The organism is Microbacterium trichothecenolyticum, assembly GCF_000956465.1.
GTDB lineage: Bacteria > Actinomycetota > Actinomycetes > Actinomycetales > Microbacteriaceae > Microbacterium > Microbacterium trichothecenolyticum.
Genome location: NZ_JYJA01000030.1, coordinates 71,559 through 91,681, shown reverse-complemented (window position 1 = coordinate 91,681; position 20,123 = coordinate 71,559). Strand labels below are relative to the sequence as shown.

The following is a 20,123-nucleotide window of genomic DNA, read 5'->3' as shown; positions in this document are numbered from 1 at the left end:
GACGGGCAACGGTGCGAAAGAGGCCTTCATCTCCTCTTGACATCCCGGGAGTTCGCGCTAACATCGGACCCACAGCATCTGATAGCGCTAACAAGTGCGCATATCGCTCGACAGGACAAGGGAGCCCTGCAGCCTTGGCGAAGACGACTGACAGCATCCGCGGCACGAGGCAGCCGCATCCGCTCATCCGCCGCGCGCTCGCGCTCGGCACGACCGTCGCCCTCGGCGTCGGCGCGCTGGCGTTCGGGCTGCCGTCGGCCGCCGTCGCCGCAGACTCGATCTCGATCGCCTCAGCGAAGGTGCTCGACCTCAGGTTCGACGGCGACCTCGCCGACGCCAGCGCCAACGCCGCGGCGGTGACGATGCAGAAGGGCACCGCCGCGTACGGCGCGGGCGTCCGCGGGCAGGCTTTCAACCTCGACGGCTCCAACGCCATCCGCCTCGGTACCGCCGCCTACCTGCAGCCCGCGGACCTCACGGTGTCGTTCTGGTACAAGCCGAACGCCGCGATGTCGGGCGAGCAGGTGTTCGCCTGGAGCAAGTCGGTGTACAACTCCGACGGCTGGTACCTGACGTCGGAGGGCAACGGCACGCCGCTCGCCCTCTCGATCGGCCCGTCCTCGGGCCAGCCCTACAAGGTCGCCGTCGACGGCGCCCGCGCCGACTTCTTCCCCACCGGTCAGTGGACCCACGTCGTCGCGACGTACGACAAGGCGACCAAGAGCGTCGCGTTCTACCGCAACGGCGTGCGCCAGATCTCGACCGTGAAGTACGCCGCCACAGGTGCGGCCACCGGCGTCCTGGGCTCCGAGAGCACGACGGTGAAGACCCTCGGCTACAACGGGCCCTCTTACAACGGAGCCCACGCCAACGGCCTCCTCGATGATTACACCCTGTACAACGGCGTCGCCACGATCGCGGATGTCGTCGCGCTGACGAAGGAGAACAACCCGGCGTTCGATCCCGCCGCGGTGGCGCAGTCGGCGCTGGACGCCCTGAGCGTGCCGGCAACCGCGTCTGTGGACTTCGGCCTGCCCGTGACCACCACGAGCGGCGCCGAGGTGTCGTGGTCGTCCTCCGACGACGACGTGATCTCGATCGACGGCGCCGCAGCATCCGTCACCCGCCCGGCCGGCTCCGACGCGACGGTCACGCTCACGGCCACGGCGGTCTACGGCGGCAGCGCGCCCGTGACGAGGACCTTCACCGTGACCGTGCCGAAGGACGGGGCATCCACGTCCATCTATGTCGAGGAGACCGACTTGAGCGAGGTGCTGCTCGAGGACCCGTACCTGGTCAACGGCAACCAGAAGATGGTCCAGTACCTGCTGAGCCTCGACCCGGAGCGCTTCCTGTACTCCTTCTATACGCAGGCGGGCCTGCCCACGACCGTCCAGCCCTACGGGGGCTGGGAACGCGCCACCGGCACGAGGTTCCAGGGGCACTTCTTCGGCCACTACGTCTCGGCGCTGTCGCAGGCGTACGCGACGGAGAGCGACCCCACCACCAAGGCTGCGCTCCTCGCCAAGCTCACGACGGCCGTCGACGGTCTCGACCGCGCTCAGCGGGCGTACGCCGTCGTCGACCCGAGCAACGCCGGCTACGTCTCGCCGTTCTCCACCTCGGTGCTGCCGAGCGGCGGCGGCGGGCTGCTCGTTCCCTTCTACAACCTGCACAAGGTACTCGCGGGCCTCCTCGACGCGCACCAGTACGCACCCGAAGCGGTCTCGGACAAGGCGCTCACCGTCGCGAGCGGGTTCGGCACCTGGGTGCGCACCTGGGCCGCGCGCCAGGCGAACCCGGCGTCGATCCTCAACACCGAGTACGGCGGCATGAACGAGGCCCTGTACGAGCTGTTCAGCATCACGGCCGACCCGGCGCACAAGCGCGCGGCGGAGTACTTCGACGAGGTCACCCTGTTCCAGCAGCTGGCCGCCGGCCAGGACGTGCTCGACGGCAAGCACGCCAACACGACCATCCCGAAGCTGATCGGCGCGCTCAAGCGCTACACGGTGTTCACCGACAACCCGCACCTCTACGAGATGCTGACCCCCGCCGAGAAGAGCAGCCTCGGCATGTACCGCACCGCAGCCGAGAACTTCTGGCAGATCGTGGTCGACGACCACACCTATGCGAACGGCGGCAACAGCCAGTCCGAGCACTTCCACGGTGCGGGCGAGCTCTACGAGCACGCGACCAACGGCACCACATCGGGCTACGGCGAGAACTCGACATCCGAGATCTGCAACGAGTACAACATGCTCAAGCTGACCAAGGCGCTGTTCCAGGTGAGCCCGGAGGTCAAGTACCCCGACTTCTACGAGCACACCTACATCAACGCGATCCTCGCGCAGCAGAACCCCGAGACGGGCATGATGACGTACTTTCAGCCGATGCAGGCCGGGTACGCGAAGGTGTTCGGCAACCCGGTGGACGAGTTCTGGTGCGACCACGGAACGGCGACCGAGAGCTTCACCAAGCTGGGCGACTCGATCTACTTCCGCAAGGGATCGTCGGTCTACGTGAACATGTTCCGCTCGTCGGTGTACACCGACGAGGCGCGCAACCTGCGGCTGACGCAGACAGCCGACGTGCCGGCCGACGAGACGGTGACCTACTCCGTCGACGCCATCGACGGCGGCGAGCTCGCCGAGGGCACCACGCTGCGCCTGCGCATCCCGAGCTGGGTGGCGCAGGCGCCGACCCTGACGCTCAACGGTGCGGTCCAGGATGTCGCCGCCCTCACGCAGGACGGCTACGTCGTGCTCGAGGTCGAGGCCGGCGACGAGCTCACGTATGTGCTGCCCGCCGAGGTGCGCGTGGACGACAGCACCGAGAACCCCGACTGGGTCGCGTTCACCTACGGTCCGGTGCTGCTGGCGACCGAGCTCAACCGCACGAACGTCGGCGCGACGTACGTCGCCGGTGTGCTGGTGCGCATGAGCGTCGCCGACAAGTCGGTCAGCAACGACGTCGTCGTCGACGACGCCGCGGCGTTCAAGGCGGGCATCGCCGACAACCTCGTGCGCATCGAGGATGGGGAGAATCTCAACGGCATCGACACCATGCGCTTCAAGCTGCGCAATGCGGATGCCGCCTCCGAGGCGCTGACCTTCGAGCCCTGGTACAGCCTGTACAACGCCCGCTACGCGATCTACATGGATCTGATCGAGCCCGACTCCCCGCAGGCTCAGGCGCTGATCCTCAAGAACAAGCAGCAGCTGCGCATCGCGGAGACGACGATCGACTCGCTCACGTCGTTCGATGACAACAACAGCGAGGCCGACAAGAACTACAAGTACAACAAGTCGGGAGTCGGGGTGTGGCTCGGCGAGGGCTACCGCGACGGCCAGATGGCGACGGATGCGTACTTCCAGTACGACATGATCGTCGACCCGACGCTGCCCAAGAACTACCTGGGCGTGCGATACTTCGGCGGCGACAACGGGCGCACGTTCAACGTGTACGTCAACGACGTGCTGCTGAAGAACGAGCGCATCACCAACGCCGCGGGCGCGAACACCTGGTACGTCCAGTACGACGAGATCCCGGCATCCGTGCTCGCGGGCATCCAGGCGAAGGACAGCTACAAGCGCAACCAGGCGGGGCAGTACGTGCTCGATGCCGACGGCCACAAGATCCCGATCGTGACCGTGCGCTTCCAGGGCAACGGCACCAGCTACGTGGGCGGCGTCTACGGCGTCTACACCGCTTCGAAGACGACCTTCGGGAAGGATGCCGATCTCTCGGGCCTCTCGTTCGACGACGGTGGGCTCTCCCCGGCGCTGAAGAACGGCGTGTACTCCTATACGGCCACCGTCCCGGCGGATGCGACGACGGCGACCTTCGACGCGGACCCGGCAGTGCCGAGCGGGCTGGTATACGCCGGCGACGTGCTGATCGACGACACGCAGCCGCGGACGGTGGCGCTCGCGGCGGAGGGACCCACGGTCCTCACGCTGCGCACGACCGCGCAAGACCACACCGCATCGGCCACGTACACGATCTCGATCGTGCGGGCCGAACCCGAACCCGCGCTGCAGGTGACCGCGACGACCACCGCGCGCTGCGTGGCGGGCAAGGTCGTGTTCACCGTGCAGGCCGTGAACGGCTCCGAGGTGCCGGTAGCGCTCTCGATCGCCACGCCGTTCGGCTCCAAGCAGGTGGTGAGCCTCGCCCCGGGCAAGGCGACGACAGCCGCGTTCACGACGCGCCTCACGCAGATCGAGGCGGGCTCCGCCACGGTCACTGCGACGGGGTCTGCGGGCGGCGAACAGGCCACGCAGACGGTGCCGGTGGCATTCCCGGCCTTCGTCTGCGGCTGACACTTCCCGGGGGGATGCCTGGACGGAGGCATCCTCTCGGGGGACCAACCCGAAAACCGCGAAAAGGTTATCGAAAAGGTTGTTCTCGCTAACCGTTATCGCTAACATCAATTCGAGCCCGAAGATCCACAGCCGGATCCAGAGCAAAGGTGCATGATGCTCACTCTCACGAACCGCCCCCGCCGGGCAGCGACGACGCCTTCGCGGGCGCGACTCGCCACGGCGCCGGCGGTCGAGCAGCACGCAGTTCGCCCAGGAGCCTGTGTTTCGCAGGCCGGGGGAGCGGATCCGGCGTCGGCGACGGGCGCAAACGACGTGCACTGGGGGACTCGCGGCGAACGCCGGGATTCCCGCGAGACCCGACGATCGGACGGACCGATCGCTCGCGAGTTCGGCGCGGCAGAGATGCCGGCCGGGAATGGAGACAGAGGCAAATGAACAAGAAGAGCTTCATCGCTCGCGCCGCAGTCGGCGTGGTCGGCGGCGCGCTGCTCCTCGGCGGCGCCGGCGCGGCGATCGCCGACGAGATCGACAACGGCGAGGTCGACGTCAACGTGAACATCGAGGCGCTGCCTCCGGTGGGCGCGCTGACGCTGAGCGTTGCGTCCGGATCCGCCACCCTGGCCGAGGTCGACTCGGGCGACGATGACGTCCGTCAGTTCAACGGCACGCTGCCGACGGTCACGGTGTCCGATGACCGCGAAGAGGTTCCGGTCGGGCAGTTCTGGTACGTCGTCGGTCAGTCCAGCGCGCTGACCTCGGGTGCGAACTCGATCGCCGCCGGCAACCTCGGCTGGACGCCGCGCCTGCTCACCGCCGAGGGCGACGGAGAGGTCGCCGAGGGCGGCCAGGTCGGCACTGTGCTCGACGGCGACATCGGTCTGAGCACCGGTGAGGACGTGCTCGCGTTGGCGCTCGACTCGGGTGACGCGGCGACCGTCGGCACCTGGTCGGCCAACGCCGATCTGTTCCTCAAGACGCCCAAGACCGTCGCACCCGGCGCGTACTCGGGCACGATCACCCTCTCGCTGTGGGAAGACGCGTACTGAACTTGATCGCGTTCTACGCCCACTCGTGTTGAAATCGGGTCGGGGTCGTCGACGGCGACCCCGACCCTGACATATCTGGATCCCACCGTGCATCATCTCCTCCGCGGTCCCGTCCCGACCGTCCGAACCGTCGTGGCACTCCTCGCCGCGCTGACGATCCTCGCCATGTCTGCCCTCTGGCCGACGGCCGCACGTGCGGCCACCGACGAGGACTCCGAAGTGCGGTGGTCGGTCGTGCCGGCCGATGCGTCCGGGCCCGACGGCAGAAGGGCGGTCGAGATCGAGATGGACCCCGGCGAGACGATCGAGGATCGCTTCGCCGTCCGCAACATCGGCGACGCAGAGGTGGTCTTCGCCCTCACCGCCGCCGACGGCTTCTACACGCGCAGCGGCCGGTTCGACATCCTCGCCGCCGACAAGGAATCGGTCGGCGCCGGCACGTGGATCTCGCTTCCCGAGACCGTGACGGTACCCGGCGGCGGAACGGTCATCGTGCCGTTCTCGATCTCCGTGCCCGACCGGGCCGAGCCGGGCGACCATGCCGCCGGAATCACCGCGTCGATTCTGTCGGTGAAACAGGCCGACGACGGCACGAGTGTCGGCGTCGAGAGCCGCGTCGGATTCCGCGTCCTCACGCGCGTGTCCGGCGAGATCACCCCCGCTGCCTCGCTCGCCTCGCTGGCCGGCGGATACACCACGTCGTGGAACCCCCTGCGCCCTGGGGAGGCGACGGTCACCTTCGACGTCGTCAACGAGGGCAACACCCGTCTGCTCGCCGAGGGCTCGGTCTCGGCGGGCGGGCGCACCGTCTTCTTCCCTGGCGTCGGCGAGTCGCCCCAGGAGCTCCTGCCGGGTGACACCCGCACGATCACGGTCGTCGTGGACGACGTGTGGCCGCTGTTCGTCGTGCCGGCGACGGTCACCCTGGCGCCGACCGTCGTGACCATGTCGGACTCGTCAGATACTCTCGACCCCGTCACCGCCGGTGCCGTCATCTGGGCCATGCCCTGGCCGCAGCTGCTGCTCCTCGCCGGTATCGCGCTCATCGTTTGGGCGATCCTGTGGGGGCGCCTGCGCTCCCGCCGGCGGCTCGCCGCCATGCTCGACGGAGCACGGGCGCAGGCTCTCGAAGAGGGACGCGAACAGGGCCGCAGTGAAGCGAAGACCCCGGCGGGCATCGCGTGAGGCACAGGTACGGCCACCTGGCCTCCGGCGTGCTCGCCGTGATCTCGGCATCCGTTCTCCTCGCGACGCCCGCGAGCGCCGACGAGGTCGGCATCGAGGGCGGCACGGTCTCGGTCACGGTGCAGATCGACCCCCTCGAATGCGTGACCGGCTGCGGCGGAGGTTCCCTGCCCGGCACCGATCTTCCCGCCACCGGCATGGTGGGCATCGAGCCTCTGCTTTGGATCGCCATCGCGCTGCTCGTCGCCGGAGCGGTGTTCGCGCTCAAGGCGAGGACGGCGCGTCAGGGCCGGGCCCTCGCACCGTCGGCGTCGTCGACCGCCTACGCTGTGGACAGTGGCGAACGCGCTCCCATGGGGGAGGATCCGTCGGCCGACGAGCCGTCCGTGCGCCGCCGGAGCGAACGAGGTGACCGAGCATGACCGAAGCGACGCGGGGCTGGCAGCGTCCCAGCATCTACGACGTCGCCAAGCATGCCGGCGTCTCGCACATGACCGTGTCGCGCGTCCTCAACGGTCACCCGAACATCCGCGAGTCCACGCGCGAGCGGGTGCTCAAGGCGATCGACGAGATGAACTACACGCGCAGCTCGATCGCGCGGGCGCTCGCCACGCGCCGCGCCATGCGCATCGGCGTGCTGGTCGACAGCCCTGTGCAGTACGGCCCCAACAGCACGCTGCGGGCGCTCGAGAGCGCCGCGCGCGATGTGGGCTATGCGATCAGCGCCTTCTCCATCTCGGAAGACGACGAGCTGCAGATCGACACGGGCGTGGTCGAGCTGGTCACACAGGGCGTCGATGCGCTGTGCGTCATCGCGCCACGGGCGTCGTCGCTCGACCTGCTGCGCCAGCAGAGCACGGGTCTGCCCACCATCGTCATCAGGGCTGAACCGGATGCCACGTGGCACACGGCCGCGGTCGATCAGCGCTTCGGGGCGACGCTGGCCGTCAAACATCTGATCGACCTCGGGCATCGGTCGATCGCTCATCTCGCCGGACCCCTCGACTGGTACGACGCACGCGAGCGGGAACAGGGCTGGCTGGATGCCCTCGCTGACGCGGGTCTGCCCGCGGTGCCCGCGATCAACGGCGACTGGACATCGGACTACGGCTACGAGTTCGGCCGCACTTTCGAGTTCGGCGACATCACGGCCGTCTTCGCCTCGAACGATCAGATGGCGCTCGGACTCGTTCACGGGCTCGCCGAACGTGGAATCCGTGTGCCCGACGACATCAGCGTCGTGGGTTTCGACGACCTGCCCGACTCGCGTCACTTCCTGCCCCCGCTCACGACCATCCGGCAGGATTTCGCCGCACTCGGGTCGCTGGCCCTCCAGCTGGTCATCGACGCGATCGAGGGGGAGGACGGCGCTCAGCACGACATGATCGCGCCGACCCTGATCGTGCGATCGTCGACGTCGGCACCGCGCGTCTGAACGCCGGTCGGGCCTTTTCCGGCGTCTCCGGACGGCCTGCCGCGCGCGGTGCGTCCGAGCTTCGTCACGCCCTGATGTTCTGCGGAATGTTCGCGGTAACGGAAAAGTAACGAAATCCCGGAACGGAGTTGCGCCAGAGGATTGTTAGCGCGCACAATGGGGTCACACACCTAAGGGTGTCCCGCTGGGGGACACATGGATTTCTCTCGGACGAAGAGCGTCGGGGAGTCTCAAGGAGGAGAAGAGATGGCAACCAAGAAGCGCATGCTGAGCGTTCTGGGCTTCGTGGGCGCGGGCGTGCTCGCGCTCGGCCTCGCCGGCTGCTCGGGCGGCGACGCCGGCGACGGCGGCGACAGCGGCGACAGCGGCAGCGACCTCACCACCGTCGGCTTCGTGGCGGTCGGCCCCGAGGGCGGCTGGCGCAACGCGAACGAGCAGGCCATCAAGGACGCGTTCACGGAGGAGGCCGGCTTCGACCTGAAGTACGCCCCCGCCGCGAGCCCGACCGACCAGAAGTCGCAGCTCGACGCGTTCGCGACGTTCGTGAACGACGAGGTCGACGTGATCCTGCTCACCGCCACCGAGGCGTCGGGCTGGGAGGACTCGCTCGAGCTGGCCCAGGAGGCCGAGATCCCCGTGATCCTGCTCGACCGCGGTGTCGACGCCAGCGACGACCTCTACGTCACCCGCATCGCCCCCGACAACGTGAAGGTCGCCGGCACCGTCGGCGACTGGGCCGTCGAGACCTTCCCGGAGGGCGCGAACTACTACGTGCTCGAGGGCGTCCCCGGCCTGTCGGTCGTGAACGAGCGCAACGAGGGCTTCGACGCGGCGATCGAGGGCCAGGACGGCTGGAACAAGATCGGCGCGCAGACCGCCAACTGGACCGCTGACGAGGGCAAGTCGGTCATCGAGACCGTGCTGAAGGAGAACCCCGACCTGCAGTTCGTGTTCGCGCAGAACGACGAGATGGGCATCGGCGCCGCCGCGGCCGTGACCGCTGCCGGTCTGGTTCCGGGCACCGACGTCAAGATCGCCACGATCGACGGCACCACCCCGGCGCTGGAGGCCCTCGCTGCCGGCGACCTGAGCTTCGTCGCCCAGTACAACCCGTTCTTCGGCGACCTGGCTGTGGACGCGGTCAACGACGCGCTCGCGGGCAAGACCGTCGAGAAGACGATCGTCGTCTCGGGCGAGACCTTCGACTCGCCCGAGGCCGCTCAGGCCGCGATCGACGCGGGCAAGGGCTTCTGATCCGACACTGCGTCGGCTAGGAGTAGAGCAGTGCGAGCGGGGGTTGCCGTTCTCGGCGGCCCCCGCTCGTCTTCGCCTGTCGTCCCGTAAGTCTGCACTGCAGCAATAAGGAGTCACCCAGCGATGATTGAACCGATCGCGATCGTCGAGGTACGCAACGCCTCGATCACCTTCCCCGGGGTCAAGGCGCTCGACGACGTCAGCTTCCGGCTGCTTCCCGGCGAGGTCCACACCCTGATGGGTGAGAACGGTGCCGGCAAGTCCACGCTCATCAAGGCGCTGACCGGGGTCTATCAGATCGACTCGGGCGAGATCGTCGTCGCCGGCCAGGTGCGCCACTTCACCGGCACCGCCTCGGCGCAGGCCGCGGGGATCTCCACGGTCTACCAGGAAGTCAACCTCTGCACGAACCTCACCATCGGTGAGAACGTCATGCTCGGCCACGAGGTGCGAGGCATCGCCGGCGTCAACTGGCGCAAGACGCACGCGCTCGCCCGCGAGGCCCTCGCTCGCATGGGCCTCGGCGACCTCGACCCGCGCGCGCCCCTCTCGTCCCTCTCGATCGCGATGCAGCAGCTGGTGGCCATCAGCCGCGCGATGGTCACCGACTCGAAGGTGCTCATCCTCGACGAGCCGACCTCGAGCCTCGACGCGAACGAGGTCGAGGTGCTGTTCGGCGTCATCCGGCGCCTGCGCGACCAGGGCGTCGCCATCCTCTTCGTCTCGCACTTCCTCGACCAGGTGTACGCGATCAGCGACCGCATCACGGTGCTGCGCAACGGCCAGTTCGTCGGCGAATACCTCAAGCGCGACCTGGACCGCACTCAGCTCATCTCGAAGATGATCGGCAAGGACTTCGAGTCCCTGCGCGCGCTGGGCTCCAATCGGCAGACCGAGGTGCGCGACCGCACCCAGACCCCGCTCTTCGCCGCCGAGGCGCTCGGGCGCAAGGGCGCCATCGAGCCCACCGACGTCGAGATCCACGCCGGCGAGGTCGTCGGCTTCGCCGGGCTCCTCGGTGCCGGACGCACCGAGCTCGCCCGGCTCATCGCCGGCGCCGACAAGGCCGACTCGGGCGCGGTGCGCATCCGTGGCAAGAAGGTCTCGCTGAATTCTCCGGTCGCCGGCCTCTCGCAGGGCATCGCCTACTCGACGGAGAGTCGTCGCGACGACGGCATCGTGGGCGACCTCAGCGTCCGCGAGAACATCATGCTCGCCGTCCAGGCTCGCCGCGGCTGGTTCCGCCGTGTGCCCGCCCGCGAGGTCGACCAGCTGGTCACCACGTACATGGAGCGCTTCAGCGTGCGCCCCAACGACCCCGACCGGCCTATCCGGCTGCTCTCCGGCGGCAACCAGCAGAAGGTGCTCCTCGGCCGCTGGCTCGCGACGAACCCCGACCTGCTGCTGCTGGACGAGCCGACCCGAGGCATCGATGTCGGCGCCAAGGCCGACATCCAGGAGACCGTGGCCGAGCTCGCCGAAGGCGGGATGGGTGTGGTGTTCATCTCGTCCGAACTGGAAGAGGTCGTCCGCCTCTCCGAGCGGATCGTCATTCTCAAGGACCACCAGAAGGTGGGCGAGGTCGTGAACGGTCCCGAGGTGACCGCGGAGAGCATCGTGTCGGTCATCGCGACCGAGACGGGGGACGAGGCCGAAGAGCAGGCCGATGCCCTCGCCGAAGAGGTCGCCGCCGGCGACGAGCCCACTGGAGTTGAAGGGAGCGCGTCATGAGCCGCGTGAAGTCCGCGTTCCGCACGCCCTGGTTCTGGGCGATCATCGGGATCGCCCTGCTGTTGCTGGTCAACACGATCAAGAACCCCGCCTACCTGGCGGTGAGCGTCAACCCGACGACGGGCCTGCTCACCGGCAACGTGCTCGACATCCTGCGCATCTCGGCGCCGATCATCATGATCGCGCTGGGCATGACGTTCGTCATCGCGACGGAAGGCATCGACCTCTCCGTGGGGTCGATGATGGCCGTCGGCGGCGCCGTCGCCATGCAGACGCTGTCCACGCTCGACTCGAACTCGGTGGGCGCGATGTTCACCGCGATCGGTCTCGCGCTGCTGCTGGCGATCGTGCTGGGTGCGATCAACGGCATCCTGGTGGCGGTGGTGGGCCTGCAACCCTTCATCAGCACCCTGATCATGATGCTCGCCGCGCGTGGCATCGCCCGCGTGATCACCGACGGCCAGAACACGAACGCGACCAACGAACCGTTCCGCCAGCTCGCGAACGGCCAGATCCTCGGGCTGCCGACCAGCTTCGTGCTCGCCATCGCGATCGTCGTCCTCATCGCGCTGACCATGCGACGCACCGCGCTCGGTCTCATGATCGAGTCGATCGGCATCAACCCGAAGGCGAGCCGTCTCGCCGGCATCCGTCCTCGTCCGATCCTGATCGGCGTCTACGTCCTGTCCGCGGCGCTCGCTGCGGTCGGCGGCCTCTTCAGCGTCTCCGAGGTGATGACGGTGAGCGTGGGGGGCACCGGAAACCTGATGGAGCTCGACGCCATCCTCGCCGTCGTCATCGGAGGCACCTCCCTGGCGGGAGGCAAGTTCTCGATCCTGGGCTCCACCATCGGCGCCCTGCTCATCGCGACCTTGAACAAGACCGTGCTGTTCCTCGGCATCCCCGCCGCGGCGACGCCGGCGTTCAAGGCGCTCGTCATCATCGCCCTGGTGCTGCTGCAGTCGGAGCGCGTCCGCTCGTTCGCGTTCTCACGCACGAAATCCTCCGGCACCCCGACCGGACCGGCGACGCCGGCCGCCACGGAGAGCACCCCCGTTTCGAAGGAGGTCGTGGCATGAGCACTTCACGCACGCTCGCTGAAGCCGTCCCGCCCGTCGCCGATCTGCCCGAGAGCAAGAATGCGGAGAACGTCACGCGCCTGTCGCGGCTGTGGGAGCGCAGTCAGACGCTCATCCCCACGCTGACGGCGCTGGTGCTGCTGTTCGGCATGCTCATCTACGCGGAGATCGCGTACGGCCGCGTGTTCCACGCGGGAACGATGTCGAGCCTGCTGGTCAGCTTCGCGCCGACCATCATCCTCGCGGTCGGCATGACCATCGTGATCGTCTCGGGAGGCATCGACCTCTCGGTCGGCGCCGTCGTCGCGTTCAGTTCGGTCGCCGGCGTGATGCTGATGAACATCGGCGTCAACGGCTGGCTGTCGATGCTGCTGATGATCGTGTTCGGCGCGGTCTTCGGGCTCATCGCCGGCGTCATGATCCAGTACTTCAACGTGCAGCCGTTCATCGCGACACTCGCGATGATGTTCCTCGCGCGCGGACTCGCGTCGATCCTCTCGACCACCCCGGTGATCGCGCCCGAGGACTCGCCCATCCTGCTCCTCGCCACCGACTGGAAGCTCATCGACGGTCCGAAGGTCAACGACTTCACGATCACTCCGGGTCTGCTCATCGCGGTCCTGGTGGTGCTCGGCGGACTGTTCTTCATGCACCGCACCCGCATGGGCCGCACCGTCTATGCGATCGGCGGCAACGAGTCTTCAGCCCAGCTGATGGGCCTTCCCGTCTCGCGGACCCGCGTCTGGATCTACATCGTCTCGGGTGCCCTGTCGGGGCTCGCGGCGATCGTGTACACCGCCGAGGTCGGCGGCAAGGCGCAGAACGTCACCGGCATCGGATGGGAGCTCGACGCCATCGCGGCCGTCGTCATCGGCGGCACCCTGCTGACCGGCGGCTACGGCTACATCCTCGGGTCGATCGTCGGCGTGTTCGTGATCGCGGCGCTGCGTCTCATCATCACCAAGGACGGCACCATCAACCCCGAATACCTGACGATCATCACCGGAGCCGTGCTGCTCGCCTTCGTGCTGCTGCAGCGGGTGCTGACGCGAAGGAGGTCGAGCTGATGTCGAACGAGAACCTTCAGGCGTCGATCGATGCCGTCCGCGCCGATGTCGCGAAGCTGCACGCGGAGCTGGTGCGCTACAACCTGATCGTGTGGACGGGTGGGAACGTGTCCGGTCGTGTGCCGGGTGCCGACCTGTTCGTGATCAAGCCGTCGGGCGTCTCGTACGACGACCTGACGCCCGAGAACATGATCCTGTGCGACCTGGACGGCAATGTGGTGCCCGGCACGCCGGGCAGCGACCGCAGCCCGTCGAGCGACACCGCGGCGCACGCGTACGTGTACCGCAACATACCGGAGGTCGGGGGAGTGGTGCACACCCACTCGACGTTCGCGGTGGCGTGGGCGGCGCGCGGCGAGGAGATCCCGTGTGTGATCACGGCGATGGCCGACGAGTTCGGCGGTCCGATCCCGGTCGGTCCGTTCGCGATCATCGGCGACGACTCGATCGGCCGGGGCATCGTCGAGACGTTGACCGGGCACCGCTCGCGTGCGGTGCTGATGCAGAACCACGGGCCGTTCACGATCGGCACGTCGGCCAAGGATGCGGTCAAGGCCGCGGTCATGGTCGAGGACGTCGCCCGCACCGTGCACTATGCGCGTGAGGCCGGCCCCCTCATCCCCATCCCGCAGGATGCGATCGACCGCCTGTACGACCGCTACCAGAACGTGTACGGCCAGTCCTCGGACGAGCGCCGGGACGCGGAGGGCGAGCGATGATGACGGATGCCGCGGCTCAGGCGATCCGCGCGGGTCGCACAGCGCTCGGCGTCGAGTTCGGCTCGACGCGCATCAAGGCGTGCCTGATCGACCTCGACGACCCGTCTCGCGTCTACGCGACCGGATCGCACGCGTGGGAGAACCGCCTGCAGGACCGCAACTGGACGTACGCGCTCGACGACGTCTGGTCGGGGCTGCAGGCCGCGTACGCCGCGCTCGTGGATGAGGTCCGCGGCACCTACGGTGTGGTGCCTGAGACGTTCGGGGCGATAGGTGTCTCGGCGATGATGCACGGGTACCTCGCGTTCGACGCCGAGGGTGAGCTGCTCACGCCGTTCCGCACCTGGCGCAACACCTCGACCGAGCGCGCCGCGGCGGTGCTGTCCGAGCTGTTCGGCACCAATATCCCGCTGCGCTGGTCGATCGCGCACCTGTACCAGGCCGTCCTGAACGAAGAGGACCATGTCGCCGACATCCGGTTCCTCAACACCCTGGCCGGCTACGTGCACTGGAAGCTCACCGGCCGTGCGGTGCTGGGCATCGGCGACGCGTCGGGCATGTTCCCGATCGACGCGGCGACCCGCGGGTACGACGCGGGCATGCTCCAGAAGTTCGACCGGCTCGTCTCGGACCGCGCGCCCGGTCTCGACGTCTCCGCCCTCCTGCCCGAGGTGCTCGTCGCGGGCCGGCCCGCGGGCGAGCTGAGCGCCGAGGGTGCGCGACTTCTGGATCCGTCGGGCGCGCTGCGCCCCGGCATCCCTTTCTGCCCGCCCGAAGGCGATGCCGGCACCGGGATGGTCGCGACCAATTCGGTCGCCCCGCGCACGGGCAATGTCAGTGCGGGCACGAGCATCTTCGCGATGGTGGTGCTGGAGCGCCCGCTGCGCGAAGCGCACGACGAGCTCGACCTCGTGATGACGCCCGCCGGCGACCCGGTCGCGATGGTGCACTGCAACAACGGCGCGAGCGAGCTCGCGGCCTGGGTCGGATTGTTCGAGCAGTTCGCCACGATCGCCGGCGGTGGCCTGGACGCGGACGAGGTCTTCGAGGTGCTGTTCCGCGAGGCGCTCGACGGCGACCCCGACGCCGGGGGACTGCTGGCATACAACCACCTCTCCGGTGAACCGATCGCCGGGCTGCCGGAGGGCCGCCCGCTGTTCGTCCGCACGCCCGACAGCCGTTTCACCCTTGCGAACTTCATGCGCGCGCAGCTGTACGGCGTGTTCGGCACGCTCGCACTGGGCATGCGCGTGCTCGAAGCGGAGGGAGTCGCTCTGGACCGGATGTACGCCCATGGCGGCGTCTTCCGCACGGCAGGAGTCGCCCAGCGATTCCTCGCCGGCGCGCTCGGCGCGCCGGTCGCGGTGGCCGACACCGCTTCCGAGGGCGGTGCCTGGGGCATCGCCGTCCTCGCCGCGTTCGCCGTCGACACGGCGGACTCGGACCTCGATGTGTTCCTCACGGAGCGCGTCTTCGCGCACGCCGGGTTCGATTCCCTCGAGCCCGATGCGGAGGATGTGCCCGGCTTCGCCGCGTACCTCTCCCGCTACCGTGCAGGCCTGTCGATCGAGCGCGCCGCGATCGCGGCGAAGCTGTGACGCCGGTCACCACCCCTGCCAGATCTGAAGGAAGACCATGACCCGCTCGCCCCTCTCCACCACGCTCGATTCGTATGAGGTGTGGTTCGTCACCGGCAGTCAGAACCTGTACGGCGAGGAGACGCTCCGCCAGGTCGCGGAGCAGTCCCAGGCCGTCGTCGACGGCCTCGGCGGTCTGCCGGTGAAGGTGGTGTGGAAGCCGGTCCTGAAGGATTCGGATTCGATCCGCCGTCTCGCCCTCGAGGTCAACGGCCGTGACGATGTGATCGGTGTGATCTCGTGGATGCACACCTTCAGCCCGGCGAAGATGTGGATCTCGGGGCTGGACGCGCTGGCGAAGCCGCTGCTGCACCTGCACACGCAGGCGAACGTCGAGCTGCCGTGGGCCGACATCGACTTCGACTTCATGAACCTGAACCAGGCTGCGCACGGCGACCGCGAGTTCGGCTACATCCAGACCCGTCTCGGGGTGGCCCGCAAGACCGTCGTCGGTCACGTGTCCAACCCGGCGGTCCGGCAGCAGATCGAGGACTGGCAGCGCGCCGCCGCCGGCTGGGCCGCCGCGCGCACCCTGAAGCTCGCCCGCTTCGGTGACAACATGCGCTACGTCGCCGTCACCGAGGGCGACAAGACCGAGGCCGAGCTGCGGTTCGGGGTGCAGGTGAACACGTGGGGTGTGAACGAGCTGGTGGAGGCCGTCGATGCCGCGTCCGACGCCGACATCGATGCGCTGGTGCAGGTGTACCTCGACGAGTACGACGTCGCCGACGAGCTCAAGCCGGGCGCGGAGCGGCACCAGTCGCTGCGTGACGGCGCGGCGATCGAGCTCGGGCTGCGCTCGTTCCTGGAGGAGGGCGGGTTCGGTGCCTTCACCACGAGCTTCGAGGACCTCGGCGGTCTGAAGCAGCTTCCCGGTCTCGGGGTGCAGCGCCTCATGGCCGACGGGTACGGGTTCGGCGCCGAGGGCGACTGGAAGACCGCGATCTTGGTGCGTGTCGCCAATGTGATGGGCGCGGGCCTTCCCGGCGGCGCGTCGCTGATGGAGGACTACACGTACGACCTGGTCGCGGGGGATGAGAAGATCCTCGGCGCCCACATGCTCGAGGTCTCTCCGACGCTGAGCTCCGCGAAGGCGCGTCTGGAGATCCACGCGCTCGGCATCGGCGGCAAGGACGACCCGGTGCGGCTGGTGTTCACCGCCGACCCCGGCCCCGCCGTGGTGGTGGCGATGAGCGACATGCGCGACCGGTTCCGGCTCGTCGCGAACGTGGTCACCAACGTCGAGGCCCCCGACCTGCCGAACCTTCCCGTGGGGCGCGCCGTGTGGAAGCCGCAGCCCGACTTCGCAACCAGTGCCGCGTGCTGGCTGGAGGCCGGCGCCGCGCACCACACCGTGATGTCGACCGCGGTCGGCATCGAGGTGTTCCGCGACTTCGCCGAGATCGCGAAGACCGAGCTCGTCGTCATCGACGAGGACACCACCGTCCGCGGCTTCCGGCGCGAGCTGCGCTGGAACCAGGCCTACTACCGCCTCGCCCAAGGCCTCTGATCCACCTGCCGCGGGGCGTCCGGATCCGGTCCGAGCGCCCCGCGGCATCCCCGTTCCACCACCGCACAACCGAACACCGCACCCGAACTGACGCGCCCCGTCCGGCGACGTCGCCACCCGAACGAACAGGAAAGCTCGATGAAGAGACATCGCTCCACCCTCCCTCGGAACGGAACACGGCGGCCCACCGCACGGCGCACCATCGCGGCATCCGTGGTCGGCGCGCTGGCCGTGACGACGATCGGCCTCTCGGCTCCGGTCGCGGCGTACGCGGCCGACGTGCCGGCGCCCTCCGCCCACTACGACATGACGCACTCCGGCACGAGCCTGATCGACGTGTCGGGCAACGGCCGCAACGCGACGCTCACCAACCTCACCGACGCGTCGTTCGTCGACGCCGGCGGCGACGACGTGCTGCGCTTCAAGGCCGACGGCTACGCGTCGCTGCCGAAGGGTCTCGTGACGGGCACCGACAACAACTTCACCGTCGAGTACACGGTCTCGACCCAGACATCGGCGAACCACTTCGGCTGGGTCATCGGCGACGGCGTCGGACCGTGGAACACGACCCAACTCGGCAACCACATCTTCCTCAGCCCCCGCTCGTCGCAGGGTGGTTACACCAACCAGGTGCTGTCGGCCATCCGCGTGAAGTCGGGCACCGACAACGGCGAGAGCCGGCTTCCGGCGGGCGGCGGCCTCAACCCCGGCTTCACCACGCTCACCATGGTGGGCTCGGGCAACACGCTGACGCTGTACCGCGACGGTGCGGTCATCTCGACGCTCGCCCACACCCGTGCGATGAGCTCGATCATCCCGAGCGGCGACGTGCTGGGCTACCTGGGCCGGTCGCTCTACCAGGGCGACCCGCTGCTGCGCGCCGACGTCTCCGACGTCAAGTTCTGGGATGTGGCGCTCACGGCCGAGGAGGTGTCGTCGAGCATGCCGACTGCTGCGGAGAAGACCGCTGCGACCTCGGCCCTGCTGCGCGGAGACGTGCTCGCGACGATGCTCGGGGCGAACTCATCGCTCGACGGCGTCTCGAGCAACCTGATTCTGCCGTCGACGGTCAACGGCGTGGCGCTCTCGTGGGCGTCGTCTGCGCCGTCGATCGTCTCGACGGCCGGAGTCGTCTCGCGCTCGATCATCGAGAACACCCCCGTCACACTCACCGCGACGACGTCGCTGGGGGCCCTGACGTTCGATGTCATCGTGCTGGCGCCGTCGGTGTCGGCAGACCTCGATGCCATCTCGCTCGCGACGCGCACGACCGAGAACCTGCCGCTGGCGACGAAGGGCGCGATCAACGGCGCCGCGATCACCTGGACGTCGTCCGACGACGCCCTCGTGACCGAGACGGATGCCGCGTACGCGGCGCCCGCCGTCGGTGCAGCAGACCCGTACGCGGGTGGCGGCATCGTAACGCGTCCCGCGTACGGCGAGGGCGACCGCGAGGTCACCCTCACCGCTCGCGCGACGCTCAACGGCCAGACGGCGGAGCGCACCTTCGGGGTGACCGTGGCGGAGAAGGGCCGCTGGGCTCCCGACGCCGGCTACGCGGCGGCCTACTTCAAGTCGGACGGCGACGAGAAGATCTACCAGGCGGCGACGTCGGGCAACGACTTCTTCACGTTCTCGCCGGTCAACGGCGGCAACGCCGTGATCACGTCGACGGCCGACACGAAGGGGCTCCGCGACCCCTACATCCTGCGTTCCAAGGACGGCGACAAGTACTACATGGTCGCCACCGACCTCTGCATCAGCTGCGGAACAGGCTGGGGTCCGGCCCAGTCTGAGGGCAGCCTCAAGATCGAGGTGTGGGAGTCCACCGACCTGGTGGACTGGAAGCGCACCAACGGCGAGAACACGGGCATCACGATCAACCAGCCCGCGGCCGGCATGACCTGGGCGCCTGAGGCGTACTGGGACGACGAGCTGCAGTCCTATGTGGTGTTCTTCGCCTCGCGCCTGTACTCGGACGCGACCCACACGAACTCCGACAAGCTGTACGCCCGCATGTTCTACGTCCTGACGCGCGACTTCAAGACGTACACGTACCCGCCGGCGAGCTGGCAGGACACCGGTTACGCCCGGATCGACTCGACCGTCACGAAGATCGGCGACTACTACTACCGGTTCACCAAGAACGAGGAGGGTGGTGCCGCAGGCCCTCTCGAGGCAGGCAAGGACATCTTCCTCGAGCGCTCGAAGGTGCTCACCGCGCCGACGACGCAGTCCAGCTGGACGGCCGACCCGAACTCGACGTGGCAGCTCACCGACACCCGCATGACGAGCCTCGAGACCGGCCAGGCCGGTGAAGGTCCCGAGATCATCAAGCTCAACGAGGGCGACCCGAACAACGCCGGCGACGGGTACGTGTTCCTCGTCGACAACTACAGCGCGGGTGGATACCGGGCGTTCCTGACGACCGGCGCGGCGATCGCGTCGAGCCAGCAGTCCGATCGGCTCTCCCAGCGTGCCGCATGGAACGTCCGCCCCGTCGGCGGACTGCCCGCCAGCCCTCGCCACGGAGCGTTCGTCAGCGTCACGCAGTCGGTGCTCACCGCGATGCACGAGTGGTCCGGCGTGAAGGCCGTCGCCTCGACGACCTCGCTCTCGGCTTCGGGCAGCACGCTGACGGCCGAGGTCGAGGCGGCGGACGGCGGCGACGTCGTCGGCACCGTGACCTTCTCGGGTGGTTCGTGGAGCAAGACGGTCGACCTGGAGGATGCCTCGGCGTCCGTCACGGCTCCCGCAGGAGTCGGCAGCGTCACCGCGCACTACGACGGCTACGCAGACGGGCTCGTGAAGACCTCGACGTCGGCGGCGGTGTCGATCGCCCTCGACATCACAGCGACCGGCACCACGCGGTGCGTCGCCGGAAAGGTGACCGAGGTCCTGACCGTCACCAACCGCGACGATGTCGCAGCCACGATCGTGATCGCAGGCGCCTACGGCTCGAAGACGGTCACCGTCGCCGCGGGCAAGAGCGCCTCCGCCACGTTCACCACGCGCCTGGCCTCGATCGCCGCAGACACCGTGTCGATCACCGCCCAGTCCGCGGACGGCCGGAGCCACGCGTCCACCGTCACGGTCGCCGCAGCCGGCTGCAACTAGCGCACTCGTGAGGGG

Annotated in this window: 13 protein-coding genes; all 13 read left to right on the top strand. The window is 68.4% G+C overall.

Annotation, left to right across the window (positions count from 1 at the left end):
* Positions 1-134: 134 nt before the first annotated feature.
* The 13 genes from RS82_RS06650 to RS82_RS06590 all read left to right on the top strand — a co-directional run bounded on the left by RS82_RS06650 (position 135) and on the right by RS82_RS06590 (position 20,108).
* The gene (locus RS82_RS06650; protein ID WP_052676728.1) at positions 135-4,325 is read left to right on the top strand and encodes a beta-L-arabinofuranosidase domain-containing protein; all 4,191 of its coding nucleotides are present in this window, start codon (positions 135-137) and stop codon (positions 4,323-4,325) included.
* Between the two features lie 434 nt (positions 4,326-4,759).
* Positions 4,760-5,374, top strand: a complete 615-nt coding sequence (locus RS82_RS06645) for a hypothetical protein (RefSeq protein ID WP_045297809.1) — start codon at positions 4,760-4,762, stop codon at positions 5,372-5,374.
* Positions 5,375-5,506: 132 nt separating this feature from the next.
* Positions 5,507-6,559, top strand: coding sequence for a hypothetical protein (locus RS82_RS06640; protein ID WP_211255876.1), 1,053 nt, complete (start codon positions 5,507-5,509; stop codon positions 6,557-6,559).
* Positions 6,556-6,981: a hypothetical protein gene (locus RS82_RS06635; RefSeq protein WP_157005441.1), complete on the top strand. Its 426-nt coding sequence runs from the start codon at positions 6,556-6,558 to the stop codon at positions 6,979-6,981. The genes RS82_RS06640 and RS82_RS06635 overlap by 4 nt, the downstream gene beginning before the upstream one ends.
* Positions 6,978-7,994 (top strand): LacI family DNA-binding transcriptional regulator, encoded by a 1,017-nt coding sequence (locus RS82_RS06630; RefSeq protein ID WP_045297806.1) that lies wholly within the window; start codon positions 6,978-6,980, stop codon positions 7,992-7,994. Before RS82_RS06635 ends, RS82_RS06630 begins: the two co-directional genes overlap by 4 nt.
* A 246-nt stretch (positions 7,995-8,240) precedes the next feature.
* On the top strand, positions 8,241-9,248 hold the full coding sequence (locus tag RS82_RS06625; RefSeq protein ID WP_045297805.1) for a substrate-binding domain-containing protein: 1,008 nt from the start codon (positions 8,241-8,243) through the stop codon (positions 9,246-9,248).
* Positions 9,249-9,371: 123 nt separating this feature from the next.
* Positions 9,372-10,979 carry a sugar ABC transporter ATP-binding protein gene (locus tag RS82_RS06620; protein WP_045297804.1) on the top strand — a complete coding sequence of 536 codons (1,608 nt, stop codon included), beginning with the start codon at positions 9,372-9,374 and terminating at the stop codon, positions 10,977-10,979.
* Positions 10,976-12,058, top strand: a complete 1,083-nt coding sequence (locus tag RS82_RS06615) for an ABC transporter permease (RefSeq protein WP_045297803.1) — start codon at positions 10,976-10,978, stop codon at positions 12,056-12,058. Before RS82_RS06620 ends, RS82_RS06615 begins: the two co-directional genes overlap by 4 nt.
* Positions 12,055-13,125 carry an ABC transporter permease gene (locus RS82_RS06610; protein WP_084695491.1) on the top strand — a complete coding sequence of 357 codons (1,071 nt, stop codon included), beginning with the start codon at positions 12,055-12,057 and terminating at the stop codon, positions 13,123-13,125. Before RS82_RS06615 ends, RS82_RS06610 begins: the two co-directional genes overlap by 4 nt.
* Positions 13,125-13,844: an L-ribulose-5-phosphate 4-epimerase gene (locus tag RS82_RS06605; RefSeq protein ID WP_045297802.1), complete on the top strand. Its 720-nt coding sequence runs from the start codon at positions 13,125-13,127 to the stop codon at positions 13,842-13,844. Before RS82_RS06610 ends, RS82_RS06605 begins: the two co-directional genes overlap by 1 nt.
* Positions 13,844-15,442: a xylulokinase gene (locus tag RS82_RS06600; RefSeq protein WP_045297801.1), complete on the top strand. Its 1,599-nt coding sequence runs from the start codon at positions 13,844-13,846 to the stop codon at positions 15,440-15,442. Before RS82_RS06605 ends, RS82_RS06600 begins: the two co-directional genes overlap by 1 nt.
* Positions 15,443-15,479: 37 nt before the next feature.
* Positions 15,480-16,991 (top strand): L-arabinose isomerase, encoded by a 1,512-nt coding sequence (gene araA / locus RS82_RS06595; RefSeq protein WP_045297800.1) that lies wholly within the window; start codon positions 15,480-15,482, stop codon positions 16,989-16,991.
* A 138-nt stretch (positions 16,992-17,129) separates the two neighbouring features.
* Positions 17,130-20,108, top strand: a complete 2,979-nt coding sequence (locus tag RS82_RS06590; RefSeq protein WP_084695490.1) for an immunoglobulin-like domain-containing protein — start codon at positions 17,130-17,132, stop codon at positions 20,106-20,108.
* Positions 20,109-20,123 lie beyond the last annotated feature (15 nt).